Origin of the sequence: Anaerosacchariphilus polymeriproducens, from assembly GCF_003363435.1 — a bacterium.
In the GTDB taxonomy this organism is placed as follows: domain Bacteria; phylum Bacillota; class Clostridia; order Lachnospirales; family Lachnospiraceae; genus Anaerosacchariphilus; species Anaerosacchariphilus polymeriproducens.
In genome coordinates, this window is the sequence record NZ_QRCT01000049.1 from 251,598 (window position 1) to 270,550 (window position 18,953).

Sequence of the window (18,953 nt, forward strand, 5' to 3'; positions counted from 1 at the left end):
TTTATAAACAATCTTCTAATCTTTCTAAATCTAAAATTTTAAAAGTATTTCGATAGAAATCTATAAGACCTTCTTTTTGCATATTAATTAATTCTCTGGATAAGGAAGGTCTGGACACTAGTAGAAATTCCGCAAGTTCATTACGTTTTAACGGAATATCAAATGTAGCATTTTGTTTGATTTTATACTGTTGAAGAAGATATGTCGCAATCTTTTTCCGGATACTTTTTAAAGAAAGCATTTCTACTTTTCGATTAAGAACAAGTGCTTTCTTGGCCACAATTTGTAACATATTCTGTATTAATTTTCTATGACCGCCACACGCATTACTACAGACTCCAATAATTTGATTGGTAGGAAAAAACAATATTGTACAATCCGTTTCTGCAATCACTGTGGCTAACCAGTAATCTGAAGAAAACGCCGCAACTTCACCAAATAAATCACCAGCTTCCAGCCTAGACATAATTACCCTATCCCCTGCTAATGTTTCTTTTCCGACTAATACCTCACCCTCCAAAACAATTCCAAAAGCTTTCATCTTCTCTTTCTCTAACGTAATAATATCTTTCTTCTTGTATGTTTTGATATTCGGCTGTAGACAACCTAAGATGTCCTTTAACTCCTCTTTTTCCATATCTTGAAACAACTCTACTTCTGATAATTGATCTATCCACTTTTCATACATTTTTATCATCCTCATATTTCTATGTATAGCAGAAAAAAACTGTCAAATACATCCGATTTAACAGTCTTTCTACTTATTTAGCTATTGTCACATAATTTTACTCTACTTTAATAGCATCAACCGGACATTGTTCCTCTGCATCTTTTGCAGAATCTTCTGCATCATCCGGAACATCATCTTCTGTTGCAACTGCTTTCCCATCATCATCCATATCAAAAACTTCCGGGCAGATACTTGGACATAGTCCACATCCAATACAGGTATCTTTATCAACATATCCTTTCATTTTAAAAACCTCCTTTTCATTTTTCTAACATCAGTGTTCCCTTAAGTTCAATCCTATACACATAAAATTGGTAAATTGTTCTGGTATCTCTTTCATGTTTAAATTGTAACATAACATATTTACATTTTCAGTAACATTTGTTACCATTTTCTCTATAAATTAGCACTACATGAGAAAATTGGCAACCACCATAGTAACAAACAGACCTGCTATAACCGGAATAAAGTTTTTTCTGACTAATTCAATAGGGTTTACCTTACATATCGCGGCTACTGCAATTACCCCCCATGGTATCAAAGTTCCTCCTCCAATCCACATAGCAGAAATTTGTCCGAGTGAAGCTAGACTTGCTGTATCAATTTTTACAACCTTGGAAAGTGTACCTGCAATTGTCCCTACTAATGGTAATGCAGAAAAACCTGCTCCTCCTAACCCGGAAATTCCAGCGGTAATTGTTTGGACAATTATGGCCAATGGCTTTGATAATGTAATTTTTGTAGAAAGATACATTCCTAAATCTGCTAAATAGCCACTGGCACCTTCTCCTAATATTTGACTTGCTGTTTCTTGACTGCCAAGAAAAAAGAAGGCTCCTACTATTAATATTGGAGCAAAAGTTTCAATTCCAAAAATAAACCCATTCTTCATATATATCCCAAGCTCACTTAATACATTTTTTATATTATCTTTTATAATCACACATATAGTAGTTATAAAAATAGCCGTTCCGGTCAAAAGTGCCGCAGCGTCTCCACCTTTTAATTTGTAACTATACATAATAAAAATATCTACAATAAATGTGATAGGAGTTAAAATAGCAATTATTTTTACCCGAATATCATCTTTTTCTAATTCTTTTTCCTCAAAAACATCATTGGAAGTTGACTCATACTTTTTCAAATCTTTCAACATCATGAGATAAGACGTAGTTACTGTAACAACACTCATAGTGAACCATAAAGGTAATCCTGCTTTCATAAGTAAAGAAGAATTTTCTATATTTGCTGCTTTTGCTGTAATAGCTGGTGCTCCTTGTATAAAAAAGTCCCCAGACAAAGCTGCTCCATGTCCAAAAAGATTCATTGCTGCTGCAGCCCATATTGGAGGAAGTCCTGCTTTGACAGCTACCGGTAATATAATAGCACCAATCAATGCAACAGCAGGGGAGGGCCACAATACAAAGGAAAATAACATCATTAAAATCCCAATAAGCCAAAAAGCGATAGAAGGATTTTTTACCAACCGTTTAAAAGGCTTTACCATAAACACATCTGCCCCAATATCATTTAAAGCATTCGACATTGTAACAATTAGAGATATTGTTACAATAATACTCCAAAACTCATTTCCTGACACAATGATCCCCTTATAAATTGTCTGAATACCATCTAATAAATTTCCACTATAGCAAACTCCCATCAAAAACAACCCAATTATACAAATTAGAACAATGTCTTTTTTCAAAATCATAAATAGAATAATAATCCCAATCAAGAGCAAATATAAGTAATGTATTAACCCAATCGTCCCCATCTCCTTACTTTTGTTTCTTAAACTTTGTGGATATCTTATTTTAAATAATATACTTAATCTCACTATGAATCTGCATTTTTTCAATTTCTTCTGTAAAAAAACTCTTTATCTCACTGATATCTTCCTTTTTGTATACATATTTTCCATATCCAAATTGTCCATATTTGTACATACGTTCCTCATTTTCCATAGGAAGTGTACTCTCCGGAAACACCTCCAATATTCTAGATTTTGCTATACTCGTATAACGATGAGAAATAATTTCGAATGTAATCGGAAATTTGACAGAAGTTGATAATTTTTCACTCATCAAATGTAGCAATTGGCGATACTCGTCTTTCCAATTTTGATAAATAAAAACAGGAGCAATCAGATAACCGATTGGATAGCCTGCTTCCATCATCTTTATACTGGCTTCTATTCTCTTCTCAAATGAGGCAGTTCCTTTTTCATATTGTTGAATAATATTTGGAGTATTTATACTAAATCTAACTTCAGTATGTTCATTATGCGGAATGTTTAGTAAATTATCTACATCATTATATTTTGTTACAAATCGAAATCTGCCATACTCTTGCTCCCCAAAAAATTCAATCGTTCTTTTTAAGAGATTTGTATATGGTTCCACCGGTACTGGGTCTGATGTGGCAGCACCTTCAAATATTGTAATCTCAGGAATCTTTTCTGAAATATACTTTTGGGTCTGATTTAAAATGTCTTCTAAATTCACATGAACCCTAACAAACGGTTTGTCTCCCAAATTCGTATTTAAATAGCAATATTCACATTGCCCCATACATCCGGTCACTAAAGGCAGTTGATAATGAGCAGAAGGTTTACATGATTGAAATTTCAAACTTTTTTTGGTATCTACTACTAGTGTCCTTTTCCCTTCCCTAAATTGAGTATACAAATCTTCACCAGGTATATGCTGCTTGTATCTGTTTGATGATAAATAAATTATTTCTATATCATTTCTAGTTTCAAACATTTTTCTGATTTCATTAGCAATACTATATTGAAATACATCTTTCTCAAATATAATTCTCTTAGGAATAAACATAATAAATCCTTTCTTAACTATCTTAACCTAATTATCCCCAAAAAAGTTTAAAAATATAAACATAACACTTTTACAAAGTAGCAAAAATAGCGTGTGAATTTTCACACGCTACCTTTAAATTTTAATCTGGTTTTCTAACAGACGTTAGAGAAATTATTTATTAATTCTATAATCTGATCTTCTCTTTTTTTATGAGACCAATTAATTACACCTGTATCTACAATAACGGCGCCTTTCTGCTGACAGGTCGTTTTCATCTTTTTAACCGAATGATTGCCTCCCATCCAGGAATATGGAAAATGCTGTGTAACAAATACACCAGCTTTTTTCCCCATTAGTGAAGGAATCTGGGATAGATATGCATTCATGACTCCTGATAAAGAAAAGGCCCATACCGGTGCACCGAAAAACAAAATATCGTAATCTTTTATATTCGGAATGTTCTTTAACTCAAAGTTTTTACTTTCTGACGGATTTTCATTAACAGTCTCGATTTGTTCTAAATTTACCGAACACCCCTTTTTTATAAGCTTTTCTTTCAATCTCTCTGCAACGCTTAAAGTATTTCCTGTTTTTGAATATACAATAATCCCTACTTTCATGACCAAACTCCTTTCTTTTTATCTTTTACAATAAATTCATTTATGTTTCTTTTTCTGTTTGTTTTCATACATAAGTGCATCAATTTTTCTAAAAAATTCTTCCAATTCCATATGCGAATTATAGTCATAAACAATATACCCCATGCTTAAAGAAAGTTTAAAAGGCTCATTATTATATTCATTCTGCTTCTCTACTGCTTGGTTTATGCGAAATACAATTCTTTTTAATTGTTCTAAATCCATAACATCTAATACAACAAAAAATTCATCTCCACCAAACCTAGCAATAAAATCTTTAGATTTTAAAACCCGTTCAAGCAATATAACTAAATTCTGCAGTGCTCTATCTCCCTTATCGTGACCGTATGTATCATTTATAAATTTAAAATTATCAAGATCGATCATAATAGCAGAAAATGTCTTATTCGGAGTACTCATGTTGATTTTCTCTTTCAAATAAAGATCCAATTTTTTTCTATTATTAACCTTAGTAAGGTAATCAATATATATTGTATGGTTCTGAATATTTAAAAATACAATTAATAATGAAATCACAACTCCAATAAGCATCATTGAATTTCCATAAAATAAAACCTGTATAGCCATACCGCATAAAGGCGGAACTGCAAAAAATACCAATGCAAAAATATGGGACTTGGTAAGCCTTTTAATATTGCAAATACAAATAATACTAGCAAAACCAATTAAACTAATAATAACAATTGCGGGAACTGTAAAGAAAGGTCCTCTATGATAGATGTTATTAGAATCAATATAATATAACCAACCAAAAAATTGAGATATAATTAGCATTATTGCATTTAATATATTTAATATTACGAGAAAACACATCAACTTCTTTGTCTGTTCTTCTTTTTGTATCACTTGATTATGAACATATAATATCCAAAGTGACGGTAACATCAAATTGAATAAAAATATCAAGAAATTTCCTGTTTGGTTGATAAATGGATATATAGTATCAGGCTTCCCATCAAATCTACTAAGTATGTCAAGTATTAGCAATAAAACAGTCACCTGCAGCATTTTCATATAAAGATTATATTGAAGTGTTCCTTTTTCATCTTGCTTAGAGGACTGAAAATAGATGATACCTAAAATTATAATGGAATAAATATTAATAATAATATTACTTGCCAGGCTCATATTTTCACTCCTATTTTTATTTAGTACATTATTTTCTATCAATTTATATCATACTATTATCAAATTATAAAATCAAGCATCTTCTTTCATTTACTGAAACTTGCTAAAATAATTTATGTTAAGTATAATGATTGAAATTACAATAGCTGACATCTAAAGGAGGTTTTTATGTTAAAAGAATTTAAAGAATTCGCACTGAAAGGAAACGTAATCGATTTGGCAGTAGGTGTTATTATAGGCGGGGCTTTTGGTAAAATAGTCACTTCCTTAGTAAATGACATCATTATGCCATTATTAAGTATTCTGTTAGGCGGCCTTAATTTCACAAATCTAAAATATGTAATCACTCCAGCCAATGGTAGTGTAGCAGAAGTCGCATTAAAATATGGCGCTTTTCTGCAATCAATGATAGATTTCTTCATTATTGCATTCTCCATATTTATTTTTGTAAAAGTGATTACATCTATAAAAAAGCCTAAAATAGAAGAACCCCCTGTATCAACACCTAGTAACGAGGAAAAGTTATTGACAGAAATACGTGATTTGCTTAAAAATAATAACGAAACATAGTACAAATCTTGAGACCAGTTTTAAATAACTGGTCTCTTATGAATATCAAAAAAATTTTTTGTATATGTGTTTTTACTGTCTAAAAGATTATGAAATAAATAGTTCTGTGTTCTGACTCCTATTCGGACAATATTTTGATATTCAGAAAGAATTTCCTGTTCAATATTTATGATATTCTCTAAAGGAATAAATTTAAAAGAATAACTATAAATGACTTCTCTAAATTGCTTAAAGGTTTTCCCCCGACTCAAAATAATAAGCTCTTGCTCATTACTTAAAAAAACAGATGATAATAATTTCTTATAAAAAAAAGTACGATATAATTTCTTTATTTTACTATTCTCAATTTCCTTTGTTCTAATGACAGGCTGCATTGCAAAAATTTTTTCATTACTCCCGTCACTTTTTAACTGTTTTAGTAATGTAAAATAAATATTATCCATGCTCTCATTTAAACAATAGGATTTTTCAAATAATTGATACGTGCTTTGGGTATATTTACTTCTAATTAATTGGATCATTTCTTGAATGATATCTTCTGATACTGCATTATACTTAATTTCAAACAGACTATTATGAAGATATATCTTCAATCTTCCATCAAGAAGATCTATGTAATTTTCAACACATTCTATATCCGAATATAATATTTTCAACTCGCTTACTTCTTTTTCTTCTTCCCTTTTCGCTATATGAATGAAATCTTGATACATTGCAATCACATAATCATATAAATCTACAACACCTTTTATCTGCTGACGATCAATATCTCTTGGAATTTTTACAAATATCAATGGGCTTGGAGAATTTTGAAAATAAGGCTGAAAAAGTTTTGGAATCGGATATTTTTCTGATATCTTAAGAATCCATGGTCCAAACGCATATTCTTCTGTCATTTGAAACTTACCCATGCTGATCTCCCCTTCCTTTCTTATCCAAATAATTGTTTAATGTTATAAATCCCTCTACAATTTTTTCACATTCTTCCTCTGAAATATCCTCAAACAGCTTTTTAAATTTCATTTGATTATCCTTATTTTTAAACTCTACGAACTGCTCTCCTTTCACAGTAAGTGTAAGGTAATACTTTCGTTCATCTTTTTGACTCATATTTTTTTCGATAAAACCCATATCAACTAACGATTTTATTATTGTTGTCAAACTTCCTTTTTGTATGTTTAATCCATTACTTAATTCTGTTGGTGAAATTTTTTCAAATAAACTTATTGTCATCATTACTTTAATCTGATTTTCATGAAGCCGTTCTCCATTATATTCACATTTATGCAATGCTGTATTAATATAGACATAATAATTTGGCATAAAATTTGTAATTGCATCTAATATTTTCTGATTTTTTTCCATATGTATCACTCCTCCTACTTAGTTAGAATTCTAACTAATTTTTTCTTAAATGTCAAGTGAAAAAGAAAAAGACTGTCTAATTTTAGTCAGTCTTTCCATAAGTTATCTAATAATATTCCCCTTTTGTGAAATAGGGTTTGCTTTCTTCTTTCCACTTTTGGCCTTTCCTTGGATTTCGGGTACCGGAGCAACACTATTTTTAGCCACGTGCATTTTATGATTGCTCTCTGTTCCATGAGGTTCTTTTGGATCCGGCCTTCTCATACCTGCTTTTGCCATATTATTCCCTTTCTATCTGATATTTTTTACACTTTTCTATAAATAATTTGATATTTTCCTCTTCTTCTTTTTCAGAAGAACCTGTTCTTCCCAAACGGTCACACAGACCAATTAAAGCAACTTCAGAAATATCTGTATCTTTTTGCATTCCCTGTACATTCTTATAAGGTAAATCCTTTAAAACATATAATACTTGCATGTGATATTTTACTAGATTTGATACACGTTGTATAAAATCTCTGTCTTCCAAAATTGCAGATAAAAATTCTTTTGTTCGTTTGGCACCTACTTTATCATGATCATAAGCTGTTATTCTACCCTTTCTTATTTTGGTAGTTTCTGGTTTTCCAATATCATGAAGCAAAGCTGTCCACATAAATACTTCTTCATCTTTACTTTCTGTTTTACGTTTTGCGGCTTCATCTACGACCATTAACGTATGATTCCAAACATTCCCTTCCGGATGATGTACTTTTGATTGTTCTGTAGTCTTAAGTTTTAAAAGCATATTGTAAGGATACTTATTAAATTCCGGATCTTTACTTAACTTTGTTAAATATTCAGAAGGTTTATCATCCTGTAATAAATGTCCATTTATTGAATGGAATAATTTCATTATTTGCTTATCATTTACTTCTTTTAACATATAATTAACTCCTAGTTCTTCATATCTTTTTGAGTTATTATAAAGTACTCACCAAAAGAATCATAGGAATTATTATGTTTCATAACAAATAAAAATATACATACTATACTATTCTTTCATTACTTCCAATTATTATAAAATTCTTTTAATTCCTTTTTCTTATTTTCTGATAAATTGGCTTTATTAATCTGCTGTATTGCTCCTTCTAATGCACATAGTCTGTTATAACATGCAGAATCATCGATTGCTTTTATCTTTAACCATGCCTGCTGACTTCCTATGTTCTTCAATTGTTCATATGTTTCTACTCCAACTTGATTCAACTGTTCTTCAATAACTTTTCCGATATTATGTAATTTTGCTAAATCTCCCAATTCAATTCCTCCTTATTCGTTCAATACAAGAAGCATTAAATAATCCTCTTCATTTTCATCTATTACTTCAAAACCTACATTCTGATATAATTTCAACGCATAGTTCTCTTTTGCAACACTTAAAGATGTTTTTTTATACCCTCTCCTTTTTAATTGTTCAATCATTTCGTTCATTAATCGTGTACCAATTCCAAGATTTCTATATTCTTCTAATAATGAAATTGCAAACTCTGGAGTTTCACTATCAATATTCCCATATCCTTTGATTTTTCCGTCTAGAATCCTTGTCCATACAGCACCAACAATTTTATGATCTATCTCTGCTACAAGGCATAAATCATCTTCTTTTCCCCAGTCCTTTATATACACATATATTTCAGGTCTGTATATCACATCTCTAGGTAGAACTTCTCCCTCTGGCAGAAAAATAGCCTGATATAACATCTCTTCTAATATATTTATTTCCTGTAACTCTATCTTACGTATCACGCAATGGCTTGTATTTTTCACTTATTGACTCCATTCTTTTCTTAATTTCACTAAATTCAATCGGTTTATAATCCAACCGTTCTATGCAGACACAAAAAGACTGCTCTGAGTAATCTACAAATGTTTTATTTTGATGAACATGTCCAAAGATATTCGCATAAGGCATATTTTGACTTACATAAAGCGGTTCATGAGATAAAATCCAATAGCCTTCAAAAATAACTGGATATTTATATACCTCTTCAAAACCACAAACTCTATAATAATCTGAATCTTTCTCATCATGATTTCCAAGGATTAATGTCTTACGTCCATTCAGCTTTGTACAAATTTCTGTTGTTTTATCAATTTCATAAAATGAAAAATCTCCTAAAACAAATACTTCATCTTCTACTCTTACTTCTTTATTCCAATTTTCTATTATGACTTCATCCATTTGAGCAACATCAGCAAATGGTCGGTTTTCGTATCTCATGATTTTTTGATCTCCAAAATGAGTATCTGCAATAAAATATACTTTGTGATTCACATAATACCTCCTTACCCCTCTGTTTTTAGAATAGAACTATTTGTTTTTTATTTTTTGTATTGCTACATTAACTAATTTTACCATACTTTAAAATAACATCCTACAAATATTTATAAAAAAGAAACCTTCTATTCAGAATGTACAGTGAATAAAAGATTTCTCAATCTTATCTATTTAAGTGCTCTACTTTTTCACAAATAAATTGATATATTTTTTCACATATATGTATTAACTGCTTATTTAAATTATTACTTATATCAAAACCAAAATCAATTTTCTCTATCTCAATTCCAATAAAATATCCTTCTACTTCTTTATTATAGTACTTTCCTAGATTTCTTAGATAACTAAGTAAATTGGGTTGGTGTTGAGAAAAAATTTCTTGATAAAAAATTGGCCTATCATTAATAGAAACAAAAGTTACTGTTCCCGGACTTTTTCCATAATAAGCTGCATCTAATATAAATATAAAATCACCATCTTCAATGAAATCCAAAACATACTCAATATCTGATTCTCCATAGATGATTTCTATCTTTTTTCTTCTTAATCTATCATAAAGATTCTCCACAATTATAATTCCAATACCATCGTCGCCCATAATACGATTTCCTATAGCAATACACTTAACAGCCATTATACAATCCTTATGTCCATTGGGGCAAATCGATCACTCTCTACATGCGTTGCACAGGAGATACAAGGATCAAAAGATCTGATAATACGTCCTATTTCTACTGGATATGCCATATCTTTAATTGTTGTACCAATTAGAGCTTTTTCGGCCGCTCCTTTTAACCCTTTTGAATCTTCCGGTGATAAATTCCAAGCTGAAGGAGTAATAATCTCATAATTATAGATTTCCTGATCCTGTACATAAATCCAATGCCCCAACGCTCCTCTGCTTGTATCAGCCAGACCTTTTCCTTTTACACTATAAGGAAATTCATATATTCTCTGATTTGCAGGCTCGAACTTCATTCTTTCTAAAAACTGTTCCATAATTTCTATTATCTTTTTAGTTTCCAAAACTCTGGCAATTAGACGATCCATTGTTGAAATTCCTCTTTTATAATTTCCACTTAAAATCATACGAGCAAGCGGACCAACTTCCATTACATATCCATCATAACGCGGAGCTTTAATCCAACTATAAGCACCTTCTTTATTTGCATTCTCCTCTACGGTCAACTCCGTAGGTTTTTGTACGATTTGATTAGCCTCAAACCATGCTTTTTGAATATTTTCTGTGATTTTATCAGAATCTAAGACATATACTTCTCCATCAATAAAAACCTGCGGTTCTACAAAGAATAATTGTTTTTCCTTATAATTATCAAATAAACCATACGTCATGAGGTTTCTATATCCCACTCCATTTTCAAAATAGTCCGAATAATATTCTGAAATTACATATACATCTGGAATCATTACATTCTCAACAAAGTCCTTAATTTCTGCCAAAGTTGATTTTACCTTAATCCATTTGGATGCATCCAGATTTACAGTTACTCCACCTACAAAAACACCATGATTGTGAGGTGCTTTCCCTCCTAATACAGTTAACATTTCATGGGCTAAACGACCATATCTGAATGAATCCAGATAATGATTTGCCAACTCCTTATTTAAATTTTCCGGCAAACGATAATCATTATGCATCTCTATTTGAGTAAGCTGTAATTCAACTCCTTTCACATAATCAGGAAGTGAATATTGATAATAATGCCGTAAATGATTTTGAATTATTTCACATCCATGTATGAAATCCCGGATCATTTTATCATTATCATTTGGTATTATATCAAGTACATCTTCTAATGCTGATGTAGAACCTATGGAGTGTGCTGTAGAACAGATTCCACATATTCTTTGAGTAAAATAAACGGCATCTAAAGGAGGTCTTCCCTTTAACATTTTTTCAAATCCACGAAAAAGCATTCCACCACATTTAGCATCAATAATCTTATTTTCTTCTACTTCAACTTGGATTTCAAGAAAACCGCTAATTCTGGTGACAGGATTCATTATAATTTTATTGCCCATAGATTCCCCCTTAATGTGAATCTAATACTTTACAAAAGGTTCCATTCCATCAGGAAAGTTTTCCTGTGCACATCCTATACATGGAGTATTATCTTCGATAGGCCAATTCACATAACCATTCCATTGTCTTACCGGACAGTCAGCTTTTGTTACAGGACCATCACAGCCCAGCAAAAACATACATTGCGGATCACCTAATTTATTAGCAAAAATACCCTGATCAAAATATGACCTTCTAGTACATCTGTCATGAACTGTAATTCCATAAAACATAACCGGTCTGTTTTTCTCATCTAACACAGGTTTTCCAAACGCTAATAGATGTGCTATCGTACCAATAACCCAATCCGGATGACCGGGACAGCCGGGTACTCTTATGACTTCACGATTTAAAAAATCTACGACCGAAATGCTTTGAGAAGGATTGGGGTAAGCACTTGATATACCTCCGAAAGAAGCACAAGTCCCTACAGCAATAACATATTTCGCTTTTTCCCCTGCCATTCTCACTGCTTCCATCGCTGTTACAGGCTTTCCATTATAATAGGCTATAACACTATATTTGCCATTATCTTTTATAGATACAGCTCCTTCTACGACCAAAATATATTCCGTTTCTAACGTATCTATAAACTGTTGAAAAGCAGCCTGACCTTCTAATACCATAATACTATTATCATACTTTAATGATACCATTTCTTTTAATAGATAAGTTACATCTGGTCTTTCTGCATTCAATAGCGATATAATATTCCCTGCACAACCGGTTGCTTCTAACCAAATTAAGTTTATTTTTTTTCGTTCATCTTCTTTTACTTCTTTTATTGCTATATCAATCAATTTTTTGGCAGTATTTGATTTTGATTGTATCATTGGGCAATTCATCTACTTGTTTACCTCCTTGTATTAATTTGAAAGCACTCCTACTTGAGGTAACTTTTGTAAAATATCCTGCCTGCCGTAATGACATTGATTGAATTCATCCGTTAGATCTTTTCCGGCTTCCAGACCAAAATGTGAGCCACCTTCCCAAATAGGTATAGAACTTAAATCATAAACGATTCCATTAACTGCTATATAAGGTGGATTCCCATTCTTTCCATTATATTGTGCCAACTCTTCTTTGGTAAATTGCTTTTGACAACTTTCCAATCTAGATTTCCCTTCTTATAACGGTTTGTTTTTACATTCTATGCAAAATTCTATTATAATAATTCCAATTGTATTGCAGATGACCAGGATTCTATTAATTTGTCTAATGAATACGAAGCATTAGCAGGACTTGTTGAGGGTAATTTAATAATATCTTTTTTTGTGTTTTTATAACAATATCGATTATATAATTCATATGATTTACCCCCATTTGCATATATAGTTTCTATATTAGAATTATTTAATAAATTAGCGATATCATTTGGAACTACATTTTGAATAGAACTATCACTGGAAGCTTTGATGTCACAGGAATAAATTACATCCCAAATAGCAATACAATTTTGTAATAACATATTCTTTTTATCCTCTATCGTTTCCGGCTGTTTAACACCAATAATAGAACTAAGAACTCTCCAAAATCGATTTCTGGGATGGTGATAATAAAAATTTCCTTCTCTTGATTTTACAGAAGGAAAGGTTCCTAATATTAATATTTTAGACTCTTGATTGTAAATCGGTTCAAAAGTGTGTATCATATATTTGTATCTCCTTTCTTAAGCAACTACAAAAACTCATTAGAATATTTATACAAAAAGTCAGTCAAATTATTCATATCAGATTTGTATATTTTCTAAGACAAATTTTATTATAAATGTAGTTATTTTGCTTGTCAAACAGGCTTAAAATAACATATAATTCTTATTGCATGTTTGAAGATTTTGTAGTATTATGCTAAATGTAGTAACTTTTGAAAAAAATGCGGAGAAAAATATAATTTCCTAATGAAAAGGGATTGGAGGCACAATGACAATAACGATTTCACAGTTTATTTCAGAACTAACAACGAATCCTGCATTATGTATTACTGTCATCTTAACTATGGCCGTTATCTTAGTTAATGGCTGGACAGATGCTCCAAATGCAATTGCAACCTGCGTTTCCACACGCGCGATTGCACCTAAACCTGCTATTATAATGGCAGCAGTATTTAACTTTGCTGGTGTTTTCTTCATGACCATAGTAAATGCAACTGTTGCACAGACCATTTATAAAATGGTCAACTTTGAAGGAGATTCCAGAAATGCATTAGTTGCACTTTGTGCAGCTATGGTAGCAATTGTACTCTGGGCTACTGCTGCCTGGATATTTGGTATTCCGACAAGTGAAAGTCATGCACTTATTGCAGGAATCTCTGGTGCTGCTATTGCATTGCAAAATAGTATTTCGGGAATAAATGCTTCCGAATGGGTCAAAGTACTTATTGGTTTGGCTCTATCTACATTCCTTGGCTTTTCCATGGGATGGGTTGCAGTTAAACTGACCGAATTACTTTGCAAGAAAATGGACAGACAAAAAACAGGACCTTTCTTTAAAAATGCACAGATAGGTGGAGCTGCTGCTATGGCATTTATGCATGGTGCTCAGGACGGACAGAAATTTATGGGCGTATTTATGCTTGGTATTTTTCTATCCCAAGGTAACTCAACTATTCAGGAATTCAGTATTCCTGTTTGGCTTATGTTTTTATGTTCATTAGTAATGGCTCTGGGTACCTCAATCGGAGGTTATAGAATCATTAAAGCTGTAGGCATGGACATGGTAAAATTAGAAACTTATCAAGGATTTTCGGCAGACCTGGCCGGAGCCGGATGTATTTTAATTTCATCGTTAACAGGAATTCCAGTTAGTACAACCCATACGAAAACAACTGCAATCATGGGCGTTGGTTCCGCAAAACGTCTTTCCAATGTTAATTGGGGAGTTGTTAAAGAAATGGTCTTGACTTGGATTTTAACTTTTCCAGGTTGTGGTTTGATAGGTTTTTTAATGGCAAAACTCTTTATAGGTATATTTTAATTGCTCAAAAATTAGGAGGAAAAAATGAAAGACGAAAAAGATAAGAAAAATGTAAAAGGTAGTAAAGACTCAAAGCATGATAATAAAAAGAAAAAATCACAAAAGAAAGCAAAAAATTACAATTATTTTGATGCTATCATTACTTTTGCAGATTATTCTTGTCAAGCAGCCGAGTTACTTAACTCAATTCTTTCGAACTTTGAACCGGCTAAATTAGAAGCACAAATGAAAGAAATGCATGCAATTGAACATGCTGCCGATTTAGCAAAACATGAAATGATGAGCTATCTTGTAAAAGAATTCATTACCCCAATCGATAGAGAAGATATCTCCACAATAGCTCAAGAAATTGACAATGTTACTGATGCGATAGAAGATGTATTGATGCAGCTTTATATGTACAATATTCAATCCGTTCGTAAAGAAGCTTTAGAATTCAGCAAAACAATTGTGACTTGCTGTAATGCTTTAAGAAAAGTAACAGAAGATTTCCATCATTTCAAAAAATCTGCTAATGTAATGAAACACATTATTAACGTTAACAATCTGGAAGAAGAAGGTGACAGACTCTATACAAGAGGAATGAGAGATTTATACACTACTTCCAAAGATCCTGTTGAAATCATGGCTTGGACAAAGACGTTTGATTATCTGGAAAAATGCTGTGATGCTTGTGAAAACGTAGCTGATGTCATGGAATCTATTATAATGAAAAACACTTAATCTAAATACAAAAAATCCTGATTTTGATCGGTTCAAATTAGGATTTTTTTTATAAAAAAGCAGTCCATCCATATGTTTTATCATAATGGATGAACTGCTTTATAAATTATAGATTTTAACAAGACTCACTATTCTTATAATAAGTATACCCAATTAAACAAACCAGCGTACAAAATAGAATAAAAAATGTTACATATAAAGGATTTGATATAAAACCGCCTACAAATATAATTAAAGCTCCGATAATCCCAAATATTGGGCATATAATTCCTTTAAAATTACTCTTAATCGTATCCTCTTTTTTCATCTTCAATACTTTTATATAAAGGATAATATAACTAGCATAACTAAAAACTATGGATATTTCACTAATATCACCACCGGCCAGCAGCTTATACTTTTGTACAATATAATGAACAATCATCCATATTGTTGAAATGATAAAATAAATAATACATGAAGAAATTGATAACTTAAATTTAGGATTTATTTTTGCAATGTTAGAAGAATTGGGAATCATATTCTTACTTGCCAATGCTTGAGGCATTCTGAGCCCTCCCAAAATAACTCCATTCACTACACCTAAAACTGATATCAGAATAATAGTTAAAATAATCCTGCTTCCATGAGTACCTAATAATAATTCTCCTACTTTATTTATAGCAGAATCCCCGGTGGATAGTATATATTCTGCACCCAGCATTTTATTTAATCCAAGAAAATATAAAAGATATACACCTAAAACTATTATTGGACCTATGATAAGAGCAAGTGGCATATTCCTTTTTGGATTCTTAACTTCATTCGTAATACTAGTTGACACAACCCACCCATCAAATGAAAATGCGATAGGTGCCAATGCAGCAAGCCATCTCCATCCGACGTTGCTTTTAGAGACCAATTCAACTCCTTCTGGTAAAGCAGGGTTTTGAGCACCCCAGATTATACTTAATAATGCAACTCCCAATAAAGGGATCAACTTTACTACGGTAGAAATATTTTGAAAATAACCACCTAATTTAAATGACAAAATATTAACTAAATAAAGTAATATCATATATCCAAAACCTATGAATACTTGTTGCTCCAATGTGTTCTCTAATCCAAAAAGTATACAAGTATAAATTCCTGCAACCCATGAAACAATAGCTGTTAATGTCGGAAAGTACACAAAAGTCTGAAACCAGCCAAACCCGGAAGCTGCTTTTTTTGAAATAAAATCTTCAAAATATCCAACAACACCACCACTTTTCTTCGAGCGTAAGGAAAGTTCTGTTAATGTCAAGCTACCAAAGATAATACCAAATGCACCAATACAAAATACCAACACACCAAGACCAATATCTCCTCCTGTAAATTTCAATACATCATCACATTTGAAAAATATACCGGAACCAATAACAATACCAATTATCATAGTAGTGGCCGTAATTAAACTATAATGTTCGTTTTGATTTGTAATTTTACTCTTTTCCATTTTTTCCCCCTGTTGGTTTACAATCTTTAATTGTTTTATCTATAATATTTCCTTATCACATCATATATTATTATTAGCCAAGAGTAAATACTTAATCTAATAAAAAACCATAATTTTTTATTTGTTTTTATCAAAATATAACCAAAATATATAGATTTGTTATACCTAACTGAGCCCCATGGCTTTTCTTTTACTGTTAATGTGAGCCTCTATATCATCTGCTACTTGTACAGGATCATCTCCCAAGGCTATTTTACCGCCAGTCAATGCTTCTACATCTTCCGTTACTAACTTTACCAGATTAGGTGCACCTGTTATAAATGGTGTTGGTGAAAGATGCGTATAAGCTCCATATGCTACCGCAAAAATACCATCTATAGTTGCTTTTTGCTCCATCCATTCTGGTGCAGTCACCGCAATCGGAAGCTCTGATATATCTGCATCTAAATGATCTGCTAACGCAGTCACAAGCATTGATATTCTTCCTGTATCTGTACATGTACCAAAGCTTAAGACCGGAGGTATGCCTAAAGACTTACAGACTGCCTTTAATCCTTCTCCCGCTTGTTCTACAGCTTCAAGATTACACATACCTGCCACTTCAAGACCATGATTTCCACATCCTGCTGCCACAACCAGAATATCTTTCTTAATCAATTCTTTTGTTAGATTTACTGTATTCCAATCCTGTGGTCCGTTTCTTAACGTTGAACAATTGGCCAAAGCTACGATTCCTTTTATTTGACCTTTTGCAATCACATCTACTAAGGCATTTAAATCATTTCCTATTGCTTTTAAAACAGCCTCTGTGGAAAATCCTGCAATTGCCTTCGTCTTATTTTTAGGAACCATAGGTTTTATATTATTATGCCTTTTCTTAAAATTCTCAATTGCAATATCAATACAGTTTTCTGCCATTTCATCTGCTTTGGAAGGGTAATAAGGCATTTCATGCTGCGTTCCCGGAACACCAATGATAGTGCTGACGCTAATTAGTGTTACCTGATATTTTTCAGCATATTGATCCATTGCCGGAGGAGAACAATTTTCTTCCATAACAAGCGCATCTACCGTACCTGTCGCAAGAAATGGTTCAAGCGAAAGCCAATTCCCCATAAGTCCAACAAAAACATCATCCACTTCAAATCTTTGAAGCAACTCCTGTCCTGTCTCAATAGATCCGACGATCCGGATTCCCTTTGCACCTGCTTTTTTTGCTTTTTCCTGGTATTCCTGCTGTTTTGCTTTTTGAAGTGTAGCTACACCTATCCAAGGTTGATGTCCATTAAACGCAATATTTACATAGTCTGGATCCATAATTCCCAAGTCTACATCTACTTCATGAGGCATCGGTGTTCCGAACAAAATATCCTGCGTCATTTCTAATCCAATTTGTGCCGTATAAATTGTAGACAAGCCAAGTCTGAGGGCTTTTTTGGCTAATGAAACATAATCTCCATCTACATTTGTCAAACAACTGGCAATTGCATTTTCAACCTCATGCTGTAAACCTGAAGGGTAAAGATGAAGGTCTCTCCATAGCGGTTTTCTTTTCTTAGGCGCAAATGCTTCCACCATAATACTTTCCCGATCTGGGTTAACTTTCAATTCATCGTCTAGTAATTCAGCCAGTTTTATTGCTAATTGATTTGTTTCTTGATTGGTATCAATACCGACTTTCTCACACATCCACTTCAATTTTTCAACGTCCTTGATTTCAAACGTTGTTTTCCCTTCTCCTGTCGCTTTAAGTGTCCGAAAAGCTTCATATGCATGATGACCATAAGTCGCAGCTCCCATAATATTTCTCATAAGCAGATTTCTCATAGCCATTGCATCCGCATCAATACCACACACTCCCTTATCTGCTCCTTCCAGATCATTGCTGATCCTGCATGGACCATGCGTACACAACTGGCAACTGACTCCCTGCAAACAGAACTTACAACGTATTTTTTCCTGTACTTCCCATCTGGAAAACACACTCGAAAGTCCATCTTCTTTTATTCTCTTTAACATTTCTTCTACAGAATCATGATAGCTTACACGTCCTTTTGTTTTTTCTAAAATAGATTGTTCCATAGCAATACCTCGTTTCTTTCAT

General features: G+C 32.3%; 23 protein-coding genes. 3 read left to right on the forward strand and 20 right to left on the reverse strand.

Going from position 1 to position 18,953, the window contains the following annotated elements:
- Window position 1: 1 nt before the first annotated feature.
- The 6 genes from DWV06_RS14665 to DWV06_RS14690 form a co-directional block, all read right to left on the reverse strand.
- Window positions 2–688: a Crp/Fnr family transcriptional regulator gene (locus tag DWV06_RS14665; protein ID WP_115482933.1), complete on the reverse strand. Its 687-nt coding sequence runs from the start codon at window positions 686–688 to the stop codon at window positions 2–4.
- Between the two features lie 97 nt (window positions 689–785).
- A complete protein-coding gene (locus DWV06_RS14670) occupies window positions 786–974 on the reverse strand; it encodes a ferredoxin (protein ID WP_115482934.1) in 189 nt (62 codons plus the stop codon).
- 165 nt (window positions 975–1,139) lie between these two features.
- Window positions 1,140–2,444 (reverse strand): hypothetical protein, encoded by a 1,305-nt coding sequence (locus DWV06_RS14675; RefSeq protein ID WP_235828976.1) that lies wholly within the window; start codon window positions 2,442–2,444, stop codon window positions 1,140–1,142.
- Between the two features lie 103 nt (window positions 2,445–2,547).
- Entirely contained in the window at window positions 2,548–3,570 is a 1,023-nt protein-coding gene (splB, locus tag DWV06_RS14680) for a spore photoproduct lyase (RefSeq protein ID WP_115482935.1), read from the reverse strand.
- 134 nt (window positions 3,571–3,704) lie between these two features.
- Window positions 3,705–4,172, reverse strand: a complete 468-nt coding sequence (locus tag DWV06_RS14685) for a flavodoxin family protein (RefSeq protein ID WP_115482936.1) — start codon at window positions 4,170–4,172, stop codon at window positions 3,705–3,707.
- A gap of 36 nt (window positions 4,173–4,208) precedes the next feature.
- The gene (locus DWV06_RS14690; RefSeq protein ID WP_115482937.1) at window positions 4,209–5,339 is read right to left on the reverse strand and encodes a GGDEF domain-containing protein; all 1,131 of its coding nucleotides are present in this window, start codon (window positions 5,337–5,339) and stop codon (window positions 4,209–4,211) included.
- Between the two features lie 168 nt (window positions 5,340–5,507).
- Here DWV06_RS14690 and mscL point away from each other — a divergent pair, with 168 nt between their 5' ends.
- Complete coding sequence (gene mscL, locus DWV06_RS14695) at window positions 5,508–5,909, forward strand: large-conductance mechanosensitive channel protein MscL (RefSeq protein ID WP_115482938.1); 402 nt, start codon at window positions 5,508–5,510, stop codon at window positions 5,907–5,909.
- Window positions 5,910–5,929: 20 nt separating this feature from the next.
- Here the strand turns inward: mscL and DWV06_RS14700 are convergent, their stop codons facing one another.
- The 12 genes from DWV06_RS14700 to DWV06_RS14750 all read right to left on the reverse strand — a co-directional run bounded on the left by DWV06_RS14700 (window position 5,930) and on the right by DWV06_RS14750 (window position 13,328).
- Complete coding sequence (locus DWV06_RS14700) at window positions 5,930–6,820, reverse strand: hypothetical protein (RefSeq protein WP_115482939.1); 891 nt, start codon at window positions 6,818–6,820, stop codon at window positions 5,930–5,932.
- The gene (locus DWV06_RS14705) at window positions 6,813–7,274 is read right to left on the reverse strand and encodes a MarR family winged helix-turn-helix transcriptional regulator (RefSeq protein ID WP_115482940.1); all 462 of its coding nucleotides are present in this window, start codon (window positions 7,272–7,274) and stop codon (window positions 6,813–6,815) included. The genes DWV06_RS14700 and DWV06_RS14705 overlap by 8 nt, the downstream gene beginning before the upstream one ends.
- Before the next feature lie 102 nt (window positions 7,275–7,376).
- Entirely contained in the window at window positions 7,377–7,553 is a 177-nt protein-coding gene (locus DWV06_RS18645) for a hypothetical protein (protein WP_193726030.1), read from the reverse strand.
- A 1-nt stretch (window position 7,554) separates the two neighbouring features.
- Entirely contained in the window at window positions 7,555–8,199 is a 645-nt protein-coding gene (locus DWV06_RS14710) for an HDIG domain-containing metalloprotein (protein WP_115482941.1), read from the reverse strand.
- A 119-nt stretch (window positions 8,200–8,318) separates the two neighbouring features.
- The gene (locus DWV06_RS14715) at window positions 8,319–8,573 is read right to left on the reverse strand and encodes a TfoX/Sxy family protein (RefSeq protein ID WP_115482942.1); all 255 of its coding nucleotides are present in this window, start codon (window positions 8,571–8,573) and stop codon (window positions 8,319–8,321) included.
- 12 nt (window positions 8,574–8,585) lie between these two features.
- Window positions 8,586–9,017 (reverse strand): GNAT family N-acetyltransferase, encoded by a 432-nt coding sequence (locus DWV06_RS14720; RefSeq protein WP_115483078.1) that lies wholly within the window; start codon window positions 9,015–9,017, stop codon window positions 8,586–8,588.
- Between the two features lie 34 nt (window positions 9,018–9,051).
- Window positions 9,052–9,591, reverse strand: coding sequence for a metallophosphoesterase (locus tag DWV06_RS14725; RefSeq protein WP_115482943.1), 540 nt, complete (start codon window positions 9,589–9,591; stop codon window positions 9,052–9,054).
- Window positions 9,592–9,757: 166 nt separating this feature from the next.
- Window positions 9,758–10,228, reverse strand: coding sequence for a hydrogenase maturation protease (locus tag DWV06_RS14730; RefSeq protein ID WP_115482944.1), 471 nt, complete (start codon window positions 10,226–10,228; stop codon window positions 9,758–9,760).
- Complete coding sequence (locus DWV06_RS14735) at window positions 10,228–11,637, reverse strand: nickel-dependent hydrogenase large subunit (protein WP_115482945.1); 1,410 nt, start codon at window positions 11,635–11,637, stop codon at window positions 10,228–10,230. The genes DWV06_RS14730 and DWV06_RS14735 overlap by 1 nt, the downstream gene beginning before the upstream one ends.
- A gap of 21 nt (window positions 11,638–11,658) precedes the next feature.
- Window positions 11,659–12,522 carry a hydrogenase small subunit gene (locus DWV06_RS14740; RefSeq protein WP_115482946.1) on the reverse strand — a complete coding sequence of 288 codons (864 nt, stop codon included), beginning with the start codon at window positions 12,520–12,522 and terminating at the stop codon, window positions 11,659–11,661.
- A gap of 21 nt (window positions 12,523–12,543) precedes the next feature.
- A complete protein-coding gene (locus tag DWV06_RS14745) occupies window positions 12,544–12,789 on the reverse strand; it encodes a cytochrome b5 domain-containing protein (protein ID WP_115482947.1) in 246 nt (81 codons plus the stop codon).
- Between the two features lie 53 nt (window positions 12,790–12,842).
- The gene (locus tag DWV06_RS14750) at window positions 12,843–13,328 is read right to left on the reverse strand and encodes a DNA-deoxyinosine glycosylase (RefSeq protein ID WP_115482948.1); all 486 of its coding nucleotides are present in this window, start codon (window positions 13,326–13,328) and stop codon (window positions 12,843–12,845) included.
- Between the two features lie 268 nt (window positions 13,329–13,596).
- On the opposite strand from DWV06_RS14750, the gene DWV06_RS14755 reads away from it, so the two are divergent.
- Window positions 13,597–14,649, forward strand: coding sequence for an inorganic phosphate transporter (locus DWV06_RS14755; RefSeq protein WP_115482949.1), 1,053 nt, complete (start codon window positions 13,597–13,599; stop codon window positions 14,647–14,649).
- Window positions 14,650–14,673: 24 nt separating this feature from the next.
- Window positions 14,674–15,372 (forward strand): DUF47 domain-containing protein, encoded by a 699-nt coding sequence (locus DWV06_RS14760; RefSeq protein ID WP_115482950.1) that lies wholly within the window; start codon window positions 14,674–14,676, stop codon window positions 15,370–15,372.
- Window positions 15,373–15,487: 115 nt separating this feature from the next.
- On the opposite strand, the gene DWV06_RS14765 is transcribed toward DWV06_RS14760, so the two are convergent.
- A complete protein-coding gene (locus tag DWV06_RS14765; protein WP_115482951.1) occupies window positions 15,488–16,849 on the reverse strand; it encodes an APC family permease in 1,362 nt (453 codons plus the stop codon).
- Between the two features lie 165 nt (window positions 16,850–17,014).
- Window positions 17,015–18,931 carry an anaerobic carbon-monoxide dehydrogenase catalytic subunit gene (gene cooS / locus DWV06_RS14770; RefSeq protein WP_115482952.1) on the reverse strand — a complete coding sequence of 639 codons (1,917 nt, stop codon included), beginning with the start codon at window positions 18,929–18,931 and terminating at the stop codon, window positions 17,015–17,017.
- Window positions 18,932–18,953 lie beyond the last annotated feature (22 nt).